Origin of the sequence: Actinomyces sp. oral taxon 849 str. F0330 (assembly GCF_000239715.1) — a bacterium.
In the GTDB taxonomy this organism is placed as follows: Bacteria; Actinomycetota; Actinomycetes; order Actinomycetales; family Actinomycetaceae; genus Actinomyces; species Actinomyces johnsonii.
The window spans coordinates 110,666-124,469 of sequence record NZ_JH470358.1; the positions used below are offsets into that span (position 1 = coordinate 110,666).

The window sequence follows — 13,804 nt, forward strand, 5'->3', positions numbered from 1 at the left end:
GGTCGGTGACGAAGTCGAGGTAGGCCTCGTCGATGAGGATGACGACATCGCGCGGCACCCCGGCCACGAGCTCGGCCAGCTCGCAGGCGGTCAGGATCGTCCCGGTGGGGTTGTTGGGGGTGCAGGCCATGACCACGCGGGTGCGGGGAGTGACGGCAGCCAGCATGGCGGGCACGTCGTGGCGCGCGTCGGGGGTCAGCGGGATGCGCACGGCCCTGGCTCCGGCGACGGCGACGCAGATCGGGTAGGCCTCGAAGGAGCGCCAGGGGATGACGACCTCGTCGCCGGGCCGGCAGACGGCGTCGAGCAAATGCTGGATGAGGGCGACCGACCCGTTGCCGACGACGACCTGCTCGCTTTCGACGCCCCACCGGCGGGCCAGCGCCTGCGTCAGCGACTCGCCCGTCATCTCCGGGTAGCGGTTGGCTCCGGTCGCGGCGCGGGTGATGGCCTCGACAACCGCGTCCTGAGGCGGGAAGGGCAGCTCATTGGAGGAGAGCTTGGCGATCTCCACCGGGCCCTCGGCATCGGGACGGGCCCCGGGCACGTAGGCGGGCAGGACGGCGACGTCGGGGCGGATGCGAACCGTCGTCGATGTTTCGCCGGGCGCTGGAGTCGCTGCGGAAGTCATAGCCCCATCTTGGCACCGGTGCAGGCTCACTTGGCACAATGGGCCTATGGAGATCGTGGCACGAACTATCGGAAATGCAGCCGGCCTGTGGCTGGCCACGCGCCTCCTGTCCGGGCTGAGTGTGCCCGAGGGGGTGGGTACCGCTCAGATGTGGCTGAACCTGGCGATCCTGGGGCTGGTGCTGGCCCTGGTGAACTCGCTGGTCAAACCCGTGGCGAAGTTTCTGACGTTTCCTCTCTACATCGTCACCTTCGGGCTGTTCTCCCTGGTGGTCAACGGCGCGATGCTCTCGCTGACCGGCTGGCTGACCGACCATATCGGGGCATTGGGCGCAGGCGGCTCGGTGCCACTGGGGCTGGAGGTCTCCACCTTCGGTTCGGCGATCATCGGCTCGATCATCATCTCGGTGATCTCCTCGATCATCGCCGCGATGCTCGTGAGCCGCGAGGACTGAGGCTGCTCGCGGCCTCCGGGGCCTCAAGCCCGCCCGCCTCCTCTCCTCCCGCACGGTGCCTCGCCCCGGGCTCGTCTGGTCGTTCTCCCTCGGTTTCAGTGCTCTCCCGTCGGTTCGGCCGACGGCGTCGGCAGTTCGTAGGAAGGGGCCGACGACGGCGTCTTTCCCGGGTGGTCGGCGCCGTCGGTGTAGACCCCGTTGGAGTCGGTGTTGCGCTGGATCGCGAAGACGTGCTCGGTGGTGGTCGCCCCTTGCTCGCCGGCGCCCGAGACGCGGGAGAAGGAGGTGCTCCAGTCGGCCAGCTCAGGGGCCCTATCCTCCAGGCCCTCGGTGGTCTGCGCGTAGACGCTGGAGGCGTGGGGGTAGCCGTCCACATCCATCTGGTGGGTGTCGATCATGGCGACCTGGCGGTGGGGGCCGGTCGGCGTGGGGGCGGCATCGAGGCCCGGGACGGCGTCGCCGGTGTTCTCCAAGTGCAGGGCGTGGACGTCCTCGGGGATGTCGGCTCCCGCGGTGGGGGCCCCGGCGGTAAGGACCGTGGTGATGTTGTACCGGCTCTGGATCTCCGGGTCGGCCGCGATATTGGAGACGGTGATCCCGCCCTGCGAGTGGCCGTAGAGGGCGACCTCGTCGCCCGACTGGATGCCGGCCTGGCGCATGGCGGTGACGACGGCGCTCTCCATGACCGTGGGGGTGCCGCCCACGCCCTCGAGGTTGGTGAGCAGGTCCTGCGGCTCGCCGTCGCCATTGGTCCAGTCGGTGGTGCCGGGGACGTAGACGACCCAGGAAACGCGGCCGTCGGCGTGCTCGACCCGCTGGATGGAGATGACGCCCGCCTCCTCGTAGTCCTCCCCCAGGGATCCCCTGGAGGCCTGCAGCTCCTGGCAGTGGAGGATCGTCTCGGAGATGTTCCGCGGGGGCTTGGACTCCTTGCCCTTGCCGGTCATTCCGGCCTGGACCGGGCTGCCCAGCCCCAGGGGATCCTTGGTGGCGGGCGGAAGCACGGTGGCTCCGCTGCCGCCCATCGGGGTGACCGTGATGCCGGTCTGGCGCCCATAGACCGTAGAGCCCAGCATCGCCGCGTTCAGCCCCAGGTACTTGGTGACGCGCTGCATGGGTGTGAGGCTCTTGGTGTCCACGGTCTGCGTCCCCACGGTCACCTGGGCGGGGAGGCGCTGCATCACCCAGGGGTCGAGGCGCTCGGAGACCTGCTTGAGGTAGGCCTCGATCGTGGCCGACTCCCGGCCGGTGCGGGCCTTCTGGAGCCAGAGAGTCAGCAGGACGAGCCGCGCGGCATCGTCCTTGACCCACTGGGCGGTGGCCGGGTCCAAGGCCAGGAGCTGAAAGGCCTCGAAGACCGCCTGTCCTCCCTCATTGTCCTTCAGCAGCGGGTATACCGGGCTGTTGGGAGCCAGAAGCAGCACCGATAAGCCGATGGCATCGGGGAACATGGTGGCGAAGGTGATTCCCAGTGCCTGGTGGACCAGGCCTCCGTCGAAGGCCCGGATGTCCACGGGCCCCACGAGGTCGGAGCCGGGGGTGGCGCCTCCGTCGGCGAGTGTGTGGGCCTGAGAACAGGCGGTGACATCGGAGGCGATGCCGCGCAGGGTGTCGGCGACGTCCTGGAGCGACCCGGCTCCGGTATTCAGGGCGTTCAGCGAACTGATGGCGGTATTGCGCTCCTGGTCGAGGGCCACGGCCTCGGAGTAGGACAGCGCGTTGAAGTGCACGGCCCCCGTTTCGTCTGTTTCGTAGAGTTGATCGGAGTACATCGATCGTGGAAGCCGCTCTCCGGCGACGCACTGCATTCCGTCGTCGTGCCACACCTCATTGCCATGGGGCTGCAGGTCATAGGAGCCGTATATCTTCGTTCCCGGGGGAAGAGGTGCTGAATTGACGTCGGAAATCGCGCAATCGATCCAGGATCTGGCGTCATCGAGTGAGCCGGCGGCGGAGTTCAGATCGGCGGACAACGTGTCCAGATCGGCCGTATTGACCGAGACGCTCCCACCATTCACCACCAGCGGGGCCGGCCCCTTCCATATGTGCCATGGATGCCCCGTATCCTCCGGTGCAGGTCCGTTGTACGGGGCAGTGGGAGCCGCGGGCGGGGCGGGGGCCGACTCGGACTTGGGCGCCTGCGTTGCATGAGAGTCCTGCGCCCATGCCGGGTAGGGGTTGTCGGAGCTTCTCGTGGATAGCGGGCTCATGACGGGCTCGTTCCACTCGATGAGCTGCGGGCGTCGATGACGCCGACGTCGGAGAACGCCGTGTCATAGCGGCTCGCCAGCGCGCTCAGGAGCCCGGAGGCGTCGTCGAGCGCCAGTTGACAGGCGGTGGAGTCCGCGCCCACCCAGCTGGCGGGGACCGAGGCGGGGAACCGAGTGACTGCGGTGTCGTAGTCCGTCTTGGAAAGATACAACGAGAATGACATGACTCGACGTTAGAGCGCCCTCGGGGCGGCCGCAGTGGCCGTGGGCGGCCCTGTGGATCAGCCCTGCTGATTGGCGCCTGTGGCCCCCGGAAATCAAGCGCGAACAGGACGCCGAGAAACTCGCCGGCCTGACCCGGGCCGGGACGCACACATCTGCTCAGTTCTGCTCAATAAAGGACTCGGCCCGCGGTCCGGTTCTCCGGACCGCGGGCCCAAGCCTCGCGAGGTCCTCCTGCTACCCGGCTTCCCATAAGGCCGGGGAGGCGGAACCTCCTTCGCCAGAACGTCCAGTCCGGGCTCCCTAAGACCCGTTCCGAACTCGGATACCTGTCAGTCAACGGGCTCCCCAACCCTCGTGACCGGTTCCGTCCGGCGGCAGTAACTATGTAACCCACCGATCCTGAGCGGACCCCCCGAAAACTCCTATGAACATGCTGAGAAATGGGCGCTATCCCGCCATATCCACGTTGACTGCACCACACTCTGACCGTCGGCCGAATATTTCCAGCACTTTCCCGGGCCGGTTCTCGCTTTCCTTCAGGATGCCGGGGCTTCCGGCCTGCGCAGGCACACGACGGCGTCGGCCCGGCTGCCCTCTTGGCCGTCGGGTCCCGTCGCCTGTCGCCTGCGCTCCTCGGCGACGACGGTCTCCCAACCGGCCGTCGCCCCGGCCAGGCCCTCAAGGAGCTCATCGGCCGTGTAGGTCCGGGCGTGGTGGGTGTGCCAGGGCGGGTTGACGGCGTGGACGGCCGTGAGCAGGTGCCCGCCGGGGGCGACGCGAGCGGCGGCGTGGGACAGGAGGGCCACGAGGTCGAGGGAGCCCTCCTCGGGCCCGCCGTGGACGTAGAAGCTCGTCACCAGGTCGAAGGGCCCCTCCGGCAGGCCGGCTCCGACGTCGTGCACCCGGCCGGTCACGCGCGAAGCGACTCCGAGGCGCTCGGCCTGTCGGGTTAGGCGCCCGATGGCCGTGGCGGACAGATCCAACCCGGTCACCCGCCAGCCGCGCTCGGCCAGCCACAGGACGTCCGCGCCCTCGCCGCAGCCGATCTCCAGGGCGCTTCCGGGCGGCCAGTTAGCGGCGAGCTCGGGCAACCAGTCGTTGGGACACCCCGACCAGAGCTGCTCGACCGAGGCGTAGCGCTCCTCCCAGCGAGAGGCCCGGTTGTCGTCGTCGGGCTTGGGAGTATCGGTCTGCGATCCGCAGGCCTGTGCGCCGGCGCATTGAGGGTGCTGGTGGGACTGCGTCATGGCGCGAGCCTACCGGCGCCGGCTCGGCCGGTAGGCTCGCCCTGGCACTCACCCAGTGACCGGGCGAGGTCTGCGCCCCTGCACGTGGCGGCCCTGAAGCTGGAGAGGGTCCACCAAACACTGCGCATCCGCCCGGGCGCCCCGCTCTGCGAGTTCGTACGGCAGTACCGGGATAAGAACAGGGAGTTCCACCGGGTCGGGGCGCTCACCCGCACCATGTGCCTGGCCGGCGTCGACTTGGTCTCCAGCGCCGCACGGCGCCGGCGGGTGGAGAACCCCTGGGACGACTGGGGAACCGGCAGGGGCGGCGAACCCAAAGGGTCAAAGCAGCCGACGGTCTCCAGTCCTCTGGATCAGCCGGTCGCCGTCGTCGTTCTTCTAGCGTTTTCCCGACGTTTTCTGCCCGTCTCCGGGCGGGCGGCCTCAAGCGAACTGGCCTGTCCACCAGTTAAGGTTCCCCTGAACTCGGGAATCGAAAAACACAGCATCGGGAGGAGAACGCGCGGATGGCACGTGGAGGACGTGGATTCCAGGGCACGGTGCTCAAGGCACTGCGCGTACCGGAGCACAAGCTCACGGTCACCGGAGTGCGCGACCTCCCGCCCTACACGGAGCTGACCGTCCAGTGCCCGAGCCTTCTGGGCGCCGCCGGCCCCAAACTGCCGCCCACCGCCTGGGTACGCATGTGGATTCCTCAGGGCGACCGCGAGTACCAGCGCGCCTACACACTCACCCGCATCGACCGGACCCGGGCCAGCGCCAGGATGCTGTTCCTGCACCATGAGCCGGCAGGGCCTGCGTCACTGTGGTCCAGCCGCGTGAAACCGGGCGCCACGATCGCCGTTCAGGTCATGGGCGGCACCAGCTACCGCCCGCCGTCCCACGGTGATCGACTGCTTTTCGTGGGCGATCGAGCCTCCGCGCCGGCGCTCGCCGACGCCGTGAACGCCGCCCCGACGGGCAGCCTGGCCACGGTCATCATGCTGGCGCCCGAGGCTGGCTACCTGCCCAGGGCCGAGCGCGACCATGACTTCGTCCGTCTGGACCCCGAGGTGTCCGAGGACAGGCTGCTGGCCGCCGTCGACCACGCCCTGTGGGAGGACACCGGGGATATCTCGCTCGACTGGATCTGGATCGCGTTGGAGAGCAGCGCCACCAAGGCAGTGCGGCGCCACCTGGTCGCCTCCGGCATGAGTCGACGCAGCATCCAGCACCAGGCCTACTGGATCCGCGGCCGCGCCATGGGCGTGGCCTCCGAGACCTGACCCGAGGCGGCACCGGGCGAGGAGCGGACTTATCCTGGAGCCGTTCATCGTCACGATCTGTTCACCGAGGTGCTCGACATGCGACTCATCAGGCTCGCCATTCTTGTCCTTGCCCTGACCGTCCTGGTCACCTCGATCGGGAACCTGTTTCTCGGGTGGCAGTTCAGCAGCCTCAACACATCGCTGTGCATGCTCCTGCTCGGCCTGGTTCTGCTGCAAGCCCAGACCTCAGATCCGGGCGAACGCAACCTGTCGCCGTCGGGAATCCGGTTGCTGGGGATCGCCGGACTCGTCCTCTCCGGGCTCGTTCTCGCGCGCGGCCTCTACCGGTCCGACGTCGTCGCGCTCCTCATCCTGCCCGCACTGGTTCTGCTGGGTTACGTCCTGGTGCGCAGCCTGAGGGACCAGCGGCCCCGTGAGGTCGCCGCAAGCAAGCCCTCGCCTCGATAAGCCGGCCCCGGCCACCAGACTCCTCGACGAGGTCGATCGAGAACGTACTTCCGCCGCGAGGACTGCGTCTTCCCGCAGATGACTGGGAACAGACCGCAGTCATCTGCGGGAGAAGTACGTCGTCGTCAGGAATCGCAGTTCTCGGCACGTACCGTTCGGGGGAAGGGCCGCCGCACGCATCGGTAGCGGCGGCGCCCCGGCCAACGCGGGTCCGACGGCGCAGGACCGATATCGAAGTCGAGCGCCCGGTAGAAGCCGACAGCGTCGTCGTCGGTCTCGGCGACGACCGGCTCAGCCCCGCCAGCCAGGGCATCGACGAGCACCCGCCCAACCCCGCCGCCACGCAACTCTGGAGCCACGGCAATGTACTCCAGCACGACGCCATCGGGTCGAGACACGTATGCGGCCACCGACGTGGGCGCCCCCTGCAGACCCGTGCCCACGACCTCCATGAGTGCTAGCTCCTCAGCAATGATCCTGCGCAGCTCGACGACGGGCAGTCCCGCGGCCTCGCGCATAAGCGCCAGCATTTGCTCACTGGCAAGGTCTTCCCCCACCAGCCGTCTGACCCTCGGTCTCGTCGACATCCGCGCTCCCTCCTAGGGCTCGTGATCTCTGGGTGGCACAGCCCCTATGGCATCACAGATGCCATTGCATTTTCGCTGATCAGAGCCAATTTTAGGGATACAGGACCGACCTGCCGTGCAGGTTGACGGCAACCGGGCAGTACTCCCCATCAACGACGATGGGTGAATTATTGAAAGTACCATAAGAATCCGGCAGGATTTTGCCTGGTCTTACCGCTCCCCATCATCTCCGCCCCTACGAGGTCACTACCATGCGACTCCTCCCTCCAGTCGTCTTCACTCTCGCCACGACCGTCCTGGTTCTCACCGTCGGCGGCGGTCTCTTCGGCTGGGAAACCTCCCTCCTGACGCCCCTGAGTCTGTTGACGGTCAGTCTCATTCTCCTTCAGGCCCAGCACGTTCAGCGGGCCGAGCCGACCCAGCCAATCCCGGGTCCCTCGGTCCTCGCTCTGAGCGTCATCGGCCTCGGGCTGGCGATCGCCCTGCTCGGCTACGGCTTCTACAGCCACGACGCCGCTGCCGCCGTCAACCTGCCAGCGGCCGGTGTCCTGCTCTACGTCATCATCAGCCAGTACGCCCGCCGCCAGCGCAAGCCCGCCCCGCAGACCGTCTTCGTGACCACCCCGGAGGCTCCCCTCGCAGAGATCGGCAACAGCCTGCCACAATAAGCGGCATGGTCGATCTCTCCACCGTCTCCCCCGCCATTGCCCTGGGCCCCCTGGACGGCCGCTACCGCGCCGTCGCGGCCCCATTGGTCAACCATCTCTCCGAAGCCGCCCTCAACCGGGCCCGCCTGCAGGTCGAGGTCGAGTGGCTCATCCACCTCACCGACGGCGGCATCCTGCCCGGCGCCCCCCGTCTGAGCGAATCGGAGAGGGCCTACCTGCGCGGCGTCGTCGAGGACTTCGGGGCCGAAGAGATCGCCGAGCTCGGCGCCATCGAGGCAGAGACCCGCCACGACGTCAAGGCCGTCGAGTACCTGCTCAAGCGGCGTCTGGCCGCGGCCGCACAGTCCCCCAGCGTCGTCGGCGCCGACGGCGGCCCCACCGTGCTGCCCACGGTCGGCGAGATCGTCCACATCTTCTGCACCAGCGAGGACATCAACAACCTCTCCTACGCCCTGACCATCCGCGCCGCCATCGAGCAGGTATGGCTGCCGGCCGCCTGCGGCCTGGTCGAGGACCTGGCCGCCATGGCCCGCGAGTACGCCGACGCCGCCATGCTGGCGCGCACGCACGGCCAGCCGGCCACTCCCACCACGCTCGGCAAGGAGCTGGCGGTCCTGGCACATCGCCTGCGCCGTCAGGTGCGCCGTGTCGAGGCCACCGAGTACCTGGGCAAGATCAACGGCGCCACCGGCACTTTCGGAGCGCACGTCGTCTCCGTTCCGGGCGCCGATTGGCAGGCGGTGGGCCGCGGCTTCGTCGAGCACCTGGGGCTGACCTGGAACCCGCTGACCACTCAGATAGAGTCCCACGACTGGCAGGCCGAGCTCTACTCCGACGTCGCCCGCTTCAACCGGATCGCCCACAACCTGGCCACCGACGTGTGGACCTACATCTCGCTGGGCTACTTCCACCAGCGCCTGAGCGCGCAGGGTTCCACCGGCTCGTCGACCATGCCGCACAAGGTCAACCCGATCCGCTTCGAGAACGGGGAGGCCAACCTGGAGATCTCCTGCTCGCTGCTGGACACGCTGGCCGCCACGCTCGTCACCTCTCGCCTCCAGCGCGATCTCACCGACTCCACCACGCAGCGCAACGTGGGGGTTGCCCTGGGGCACTCGCTGCTGGCCGTCGACAACATCCGCCGCGGCCTGGCCGGGCTCGACGTCGACCGCGCTCGCCTGGAGGAGGACCTGGAGGCGACCTGGGAGGTGCTCGGCGAGCCCGTCCAGCAGGCCATGCGGGCGGCCGCCGTCGCCGGGGCCACCGGCATGGCCGACCCCTACGAGCGCCTCAAGGAGCTCACCCGTGGCAAGAAGGTCACGCCCGAGGGGATGCGCGAGTTCATCTCCGGGCTCGGCATGCCCGTCGACGTCGAGGCGCGACTGCTCGCCCTGACGCCTGCCACCTACACGGGCCTGGCCGCCGAGCTCGTTGCCCACCTGGACGACTGAGGGGCCGTCAGCCGTCCGGTCGACGGCCCCGGAGCCGCCGGCCGGCATCCCCTTCATGGACACATGACGTCCTTCATCGACACTCTGCGGCCCTTCATGGACACCTCATAGACACTTCATGCACACTCTGGAGCCCTTCATCGACACTTCATGTACAACCGGCATGTGATTGTCGATCTGACTGACCTCACGGAAGCCCTCGCTCGTTTGGCGCTGGAGGGCGACGACTGCCTTGAGATCGAGGCGAAGACGTTCTCCGAGTACTCCCGCAGCGCCCTCGGTCCCACACTGTCGGCCTTCGCGAATCTTCCTAGAGGCGGCACCATCCTCCTAGGCGTCAGCGAGGACCTGGTTTCCGTTGTCGGAGTCCAGGACCCGCACGACCTTCAGCAGACCCTCGTCTCACAGGCCCGTCAGGGCTTCTCCACCGAGATCGCTGTCGATACGCACGCCATCGCCATTGAAGGCAAGACCGTCATCGCCGCCAACGTGCAGGAAGCTCCCGTCAACAACAAGCCATGCCAGTGGAAGGAGACGGGGGCGGCGCACCTCCGCCAGTACGACGGCGACTACCGCATGTCGCAGCAGGAGGAGCAGCAGCTCCTTCTGCGCCACCAACGTCCCCGGCAGGACTCCGTTGCCGTTCCCGGCACCTCCGTGGACAGCCTCGACAAGGATCTGGTTCAGCGCTTTCTCCGAGCGGTTCGTACCGGCTCCACCGCGCTCAGCAGCCAGTCAGATACCGAGGTCCTCCTCAACTTGAACATCCTCTCCGAGGACGGAGAGGCGACCCGGGCAGGGCTGTACGCTCTGGGCCGTTATCCGCAGAGGCAGTTCCCCGGCCTGTCCATCACAGCCGCCGTCACCGACGCGAACGACGCAGTCAGGGCAACGGATCGACTCACGATCGCGGGCCCCCTGCCGCAGATGCTCACCGACGCCGTCGACTGGGTCGCACGCACCACACAGACACGCATCCGGTTCGAGGATGACGGGCATGGTCGGGATGATCATGAGTTCCCACTCATCGCGGTTCGTGAGCTCATCGCCAACGCTCTCGTCCATCGAGACCTCTCCGAGCCCGCGCTCTCGAAAGGGATTGAGATTCGTCTGCTGCACGACCGCCTCATCATCTCCAGCCCAGGTGGTCTCTGGGGGCTGAGCGTGGATCAGCTCGGTACACGCGACGGGAAGTCTGCGGTCAACGAGCACCTCTACACCATCTGCACCTTCGCCACGGACTACGAGGGACGGCGCGTGATCGAAGGCTTGGGCTCCGGTATTCGGGAGGTCCGGCGCGCCCTGCGAGAGGCGGACATGGAGCCCGTTCGCTTTCAGGACACCGGCGTGCGCTTCACTGCTCTGCTCCCCCGAAGCGCCCTCCTCTCACCCGAGGATCTCACCTGGCTGTCCGATCTTGAAGCCCACGGCCTCGGCGTCGAGCAACGCCACGCACTGGTCGAGATGCGGCACGGAAAGTCATGGACGAACGCCTCCTATCGCCGTCGCTTCGGTTGTGATTCCCAGCAGGCCCGTCGTCAGCTCCAGGTGCTGGTGAACCGGGGCTACGCCGAGGCCCGGGGACAACGCGGCTCCACCTCCTACGTCCTGGCCTCCGACGGCGCTCGGCCGGCTTCCGGCGCCACAGACATCACTGTTCCCGCAGAGATCTCCGCCCTGACCACCAATGCGCCCGCCGTCTGGACCAGTCTTGAGGCCGGGCCGCGCACGCGCCAGCAGATCGTCGAGGCAACACGCCTGTCCCTACGCCAGGTGACGTACGCGCTCAAATGTCTCGAGGAGGCCGGATTCGTTCAGAAGGACGGCCGTCGGGGTGACACCACCACCACGTACCACCGCGCCTGATGGGCTCGCCCGCCGAGCTCGTCGCCCACCTACCCGACGACAGCCCCTTCATGAACACCTCATATACATTCCAGAGCCCTTCATAGACACTCTATGAACAACTTGGCGCTTCATAGACAAAGCGACGCTCGTGGTTACCCGGCAGCGGCTGAGGGCTGGGCCGGGGGCGCGGCTCCCCCGGACAGAAGCTGGCGGGCGCACAGCCCGGCGATGCACTCCTCGGCCGGGTTGAGACCGAGCCGGTTGACGTCGATGTGCAGCAGATCCAGGGCCCGGCGCCCGTCGGTCCCCGCGCCCATGGCCCCGATGGCCCGCCCGGCGTCGTCGGCCAGCTCGCCGAGGGCCCCGGCCGCCTTGCTCCAGGACGGAATCTCGTCGAACTGGAACTCGATGACCTCCAGCAGCTGTTGAACGATCGGCCCCAGGGCACTGCCGTCACGCAGATGGGCGGGCAGGCGAGAGCCCCACATCCGCAGGTGCGCGGACAACAACTCGGCCTCGGGCAGCGGCGCGCTGCGGGCCGCCAGCGCCAGGAAGCGCGCCGCAAGGGCCGCCCGCGGCACCGGTCGGGGAATCTGCCAGATCTGGTGATCCAGGCACCACCGGCTGGATAGGTAGAAGTGGCGTTCGGCCTCCTCGACCCCGGCCACGCCCCCGTACTTGTCGTACTCGGGGCCGTAGACGCCGAAGGCGATCCCGGGCCGGCTGGCGCCGATTCCCCCGGTCATCGGGTCGGAGACCAGGCGCTCGACCGTGCGCGCCTCGGCTCGCCGGGCGACGGCGCCCAGCTCGCGCATGCTCGCATAGGCGTCATCCAGGACGCCCTGAACGGCCTTGAGCCGCAGCCGGACGTGGTGCCCGCGCAGGTCAACGAAGCGCAGGAAGTGCGCTGAGCGAATGTCCCACTGTCCGCGAGCCCGAGCCAGCCACTGGGCGATCTCGGGCAGCAGGGCGTCGGTGTCGTCCCCGCCAGCACAGTAGATCCGCGCGTACAGCCAGCCGACGTCCTCGACCTGGTTGACCAGGGCCGATCCCCGCTGGCGCACCGAACTGTGCTGGGCGCGCAGGCTGCCGAAGTCGGCGGCCGCCATCTCCAGGGGCTGGATCCCCGGGATCGAGGCCCCGACCTGCGGAGACGCGTCTGCTTGGCCGCCCTGGACCGGGGACTCGCCCGGCTCTCCCGCCCGCGAGCGCCCGCCGAGCCAGCGCAGGCGCCGGGAGCGGGTGAGTCGGCTGGGCTGGTTGCGCTGATCGCGTCTGCTGGACTGGGCTTCGTCGCGCGTGCTCATGCCATTCCTCCCAGGTCCTTGGGCCACTGGAGCCCCACCAGGTACTCGGCCACGGTCGGCTCACCGTCCTGCGTGAGTCCCAGGGCCTCGCCTCGGGCCGGAAGGGCCTCGACGAAGCTGATGTGCGCAGCGTCGGGATCGATCCACCCTCGCAGCGCCAGCAGCGAGACCGGCGAGCTCAGGTCCACGTAGCGGGGCTTGTGCTGGTCGAAGGTGGCTCCCTGGGAGGGCATGTGCTGGTGGACGAAGACCTCCACCGGAATCCCCCACTGCTTGCGCAGGTCGTCCATGTGCAGCAGGGTCGTGGTCAGGTCGCGGTCCATGAGCGGGGCGATCTGGGCGGCCGGGAAGGTCCAGGACTCGCGCCGCGTCACCAGGCGGCCGGCCACGGCCCGCTCGGAGTGCATGACCTCGTCGGGAAGAGGACCGTTCAGGTCACGACGCCGGCTGGTCCAGTGGTCCGCGAACGGGGGCAGCCGGGACCACGGGTCGCTCAGCAGCACCAGCCAGGACAGGTAACCGCCCAGGAGGTACTGGGGGGTCAAACCCAGGTAGGCCAGTCCCACGGGGCCGGCGTCGTCGGCCAGGAACAGGGTGCTCGTCGCCGGGTCGTGGACGAGCCGCAGGGAGCTGAGGGGGACCATGTCCGGTGCGCCCGGCTCACCGGGTAGACCCAGCGGCGGCAGAAGCCCGCAGGAGACGGCCTGGCCGGTGTTGCACTCGGTGCTGGCCTGGATCTCCAGGACCCGCTCGGTGCCCCAGGCGGTGCGGATCCGCGTGGCCAGGCGCTCCCGGAAGCCGGAACCCAGGAGCCGGTGGAAGCGGGCCTGGAGCGAGCCGTTGGCGTTAGTGAAGGCGTTGACGACGGTCAGTCCTCCGCCGGCGGCATAGGTCCGGGCGCTGGGGGCCACGGGCTGGAGGAAGGCGCCCAAGTGTCTCGGCGAGCCGGAGAGCCCACCGGGCAGGGCAGCGCGCTCCGTATCGGGACCGGCGGCGTAGTCGAGCCCGGCGGCGCGCAGCATCTCCTCGTCGCCGTCGGGGGCGTGGGCGAGGGTCATGAAGAAGGCCAGCGGGTCCTTGCACACCCCACCGCTTCCGAACAGTGAGACGAACCGGGTCACCATGAGGTCATAGATGTGGGAGCGGGCCACCCAGGGGTCGGCGAGCTCGCCAAGGACCTGCACGTCCTGGGCGAAGGGGGCGTCGTCGAGGGGATCGGTCCAGCTGCGGGCGGCCTCGCGGTCCTCATAGAGGAAGCCGCTGGGGCGCTCGCCGAGCTCGCCGTCGGGGAAGACGCGCTGGGCCAGCCGCACCGTGCGGTTGAGGAGCTCGGCCCGGGTGGGCCCGTCGGCGGCGCCAATGGCCTCGTCGAGCCGGGCCAACCAGGCCAGGTCCTCGCCCCACTGGCGCTGCTGGTCCGGTGAGAGCGTGGCGGCCAGCAGCGGGAAGGGGTTCTCCCCT

At 68.5% G+C, this 13,804-nt stretch carries 12 protein-coding genes and 1 pseudogene; 6 read left to right on the forward strand and 7 right to left on the reverse strand.

Going from position 1 to position 13,804, the window contains the following annotated elements; genetic code table 11:
• Window positions 1-631: aminotransferase class I/II-fold pyridoxal phosphate-dependent enzyme (locus HMPREF0975_RS12610; protein WP_009234577.1), on the reverse strand; the 631-nt coding region annotated here is incomplete at its 3' end.
• 46 nt (window positions 632-677) lie between these two features.
• On the opposite strand from HMPREF0975_RS12610, the gene HMPREF0975_RS12615 reads away from it, so the two are divergent.
• Window positions 678-1,085 (forward strand): phage holin family protein, encoded by a 408-nt coding sequence (locus HMPREF0975_RS12615; RefSeq protein WP_009234578.1) that lies wholly within the window; start codon window positions 678-680, stop codon window positions 1,083-1,085.
• Window positions 1,086-1,180: 95 nt separating this feature from the next.
• Here the strand turns inward: HMPREF0975_RS12615 and HMPREF0975_RS12620 are convergent, their stop codons facing one another.
• From HMPREF0975_RS12620 to HMPREF0975_RS12630, 3 genes are all read right to left on the reverse strand, one after another.
• Complete coding sequence (locus HMPREF0975_RS12620; RefSeq protein WP_009234579.1) at window positions 1,181-3,295, reverse strand: hypothetical protein; 2,115 nt, start codon at window positions 3,293-3,295, stop codon at window positions 1,181-1,183.
• Complete coding sequence (locus HMPREF0975_RS12625) at window positions 3,292-3,519, reverse strand: hypothetical protein (RefSeq protein WP_009234580.1); 228 nt, start codon at window positions 3,517-3,519, stop codon at window positions 3,292-3,294. Before HMPREF0975_RS12625 ends, HMPREF0975_RS12620 begins: the two co-directional genes overlap by 4 nt.
• 537 nt (window positions 3,520-4,056) lie before the next feature.
• Window positions 4,057-4,767, reverse strand: coding sequence for a class I SAM-dependent methyltransferase (locus tag HMPREF0975_RS12630; RefSeq protein ID WP_009234581.1), 711 nt, complete (start codon window positions 4,765-4,767; stop codon window positions 4,057-4,059).
• Between the two features lie 506 nt (window positions 4,768-5,273).
• Between HMPREF0975_RS12630 and HMPREF0975_RS12635 the strand changes: the two genes are divergently transcribed.
• Together HMPREF0975_RS12635 and HMPREF0975_RS12640 are read left to right on the forward strand one after the other, a co-directional pair.
• Window positions 5,274-6,032, forward strand: coding sequence for a siderophore-interacting protein (locus tag HMPREF0975_RS12635; RefSeq protein ID WP_009234582.1), 759 nt, complete (start codon window positions 5,274-5,276; stop codon window positions 6,030-6,032).
• A gap of 78 nt (window positions 6,033-6,110) precedes the next feature.
• The gene (locus HMPREF0975_RS12640) at window positions 6,111-6,482 is read left to right on the forward strand and encodes a hypothetical protein (protein ID WP_009234583.1); all 372 of its coding nucleotides are present in this window, start codon (window positions 6,111-6,113) and stop codon (window positions 6,480-6,482) included.
• 125 nt (window positions 6,483-6,607) lie between these two features.
• Here the strand turns inward: HMPREF0975_RS12640 and HMPREF0975_RS12645 are convergent, their stop codons facing one another.
• Complete coding sequence (locus HMPREF0975_RS12645; RefSeq protein WP_009234584.1) at window positions 6,608-7,069, reverse strand: GNAT family N-acetyltransferase; 462 nt, start codon at window positions 7,067-7,069, stop codon at window positions 6,608-6,610.
• Between the two features lie 251 nt (window positions 7,070-7,320).
• Between HMPREF0975_RS12645 and HMPREF0975_RS12650 the strand changes: the two genes are divergently transcribed.
• The 3 genes from HMPREF0975_RS12650 (at window position 7,321) to HMPREF0975_RS12660 (ending at window position 11,054) form a co-directional block, all read left to right on the forward strand.
• Complete coding sequence (locus HMPREF0975_RS12650; RefSeq protein WP_009234585.1) at window positions 7,321-7,737, forward strand: hypothetical protein; 417 nt, start codon at window positions 7,321-7,323, stop codon at window positions 7,735-7,737.
• A 5-nt stretch (window positions 7,738-7,742) separates the two neighbouring features.
• Window positions 7,743-9,188, forward strand: coding sequence for an adenylosuccinate lyase (gene purB / locus HMPREF0975_RS12655; RefSeq protein WP_009234586.1), 1,446 nt, complete (start codon window positions 7,743-7,745; stop codon window positions 9,186-9,188).
• A gap of 165 nt (window positions 9,189-9,353) precedes the next feature.
• Complete coding sequence (locus HMPREF0975_RS12660; protein ID WP_049939948.1) at window positions 9,354-11,054, forward strand: ATP-binding protein; 1,701 nt, start codon at window positions 9,354-9,356, stop codon at window positions 11,052-11,054.
• A 134-nt stretch (window positions 11,055-11,188) separates the two neighbouring features.
• On the opposite strand, the gene HMPREF0975_RS12665 is transcribed toward HMPREF0975_RS12660, so the two are convergent.
• Complete coding sequence (locus HMPREF0975_RS12665; protein ID WP_009234588.1) at window positions 11,189-12,343, reverse strand: thiopeptide-type bacteriocin biosynthesis protein; 1,155 nt, start codon at window positions 12,341-12,343, stop codon at window positions 11,189-11,191.
• A pseudogene (locus tag HMPREF0975_RS16320) lies at window positions 12,340-13,804 on the reverse strand (lantibiotic dehydratase); the annotation flags it as partial. The pseudogene HMPREF0975_RS16320 and the gene HMPREF0975_RS12665, both read right to left, overlap by 4 nt.

Bases quoted from the DNA above. Each gene is read 5' to 3' on its own strand.
- HMPREF0975_RS12630 (WP_009234581.1), bottom strand. From the start codon at position 4,767: ATGACGCAGTCCCACCAGCACCCTCAATGCGCCGGCGCACAGGCCTGC.
- HMPREF0975_RS12650 (WP_009234585.1), top strand. From the start codon at position 7,321: ATGCGACTCCTCCCTCCAGTCGTCTTCACTCTCGCCACGACCGTCCTG.
- HMPREF0975_RS12640 (WP_009234583.1), top strand. From the start codon at position 6,111: ATGCGACTCATCAGGCTCGCCATTCTTGTCCTTGCCCTGACCGTCCTG.
- HMPREF0975_RS12620 (WP_009234579.1), bottom strand. From the start codon at position 3,295: ATGAGCCCGCTATCCACGAGAAGCTCCGACAACCCCTACCCGGCATGG.
- purB (WP_009234586.1), top strand. From the start codon at position 7,743: ATGGTCGATCTCTCCACCGTCTCCCCCGCCATTGCCCTGGGCCCCCTG.
- HMPREF0975_RS12615 (WP_009234578.1), top strand. From the start codon at position 678: ATGGAGATCGTGGCACGAACTATCGGAAATGCAGCCGGCCTGTGGCTG.
- HMPREF0975_RS12625 (WP_009234580.1), bottom strand. From the start codon at position 3,519: ATGTCATTCTCGTTGTATCTTTCCAAGACGGACTACGACACCGCAGTC.
- HMPREF0975_RS12635 (WP_009234582.1), top strand. From the start codon at position 5,274: ATGGCACGTGGAGGACGTGGATTCCAGGGCACGGTGCTCAAGGCACTG.
- HMPREF0975_RS12645 (WP_009234584.1), bottom strand. From the start codon at position 7,069: ATGTCGACGAGACCGAGGGTCAGACGGCTGGTGGGGGAAGACCTTGCC.
- HMPREF0975_RS12665 (WP_009234588.1), bottom strand. From the start codon at position 12,343: ATGAGCACGCGCGACGAAGCCCAGTCCAGCAGACGCGATCAGCGCAAC.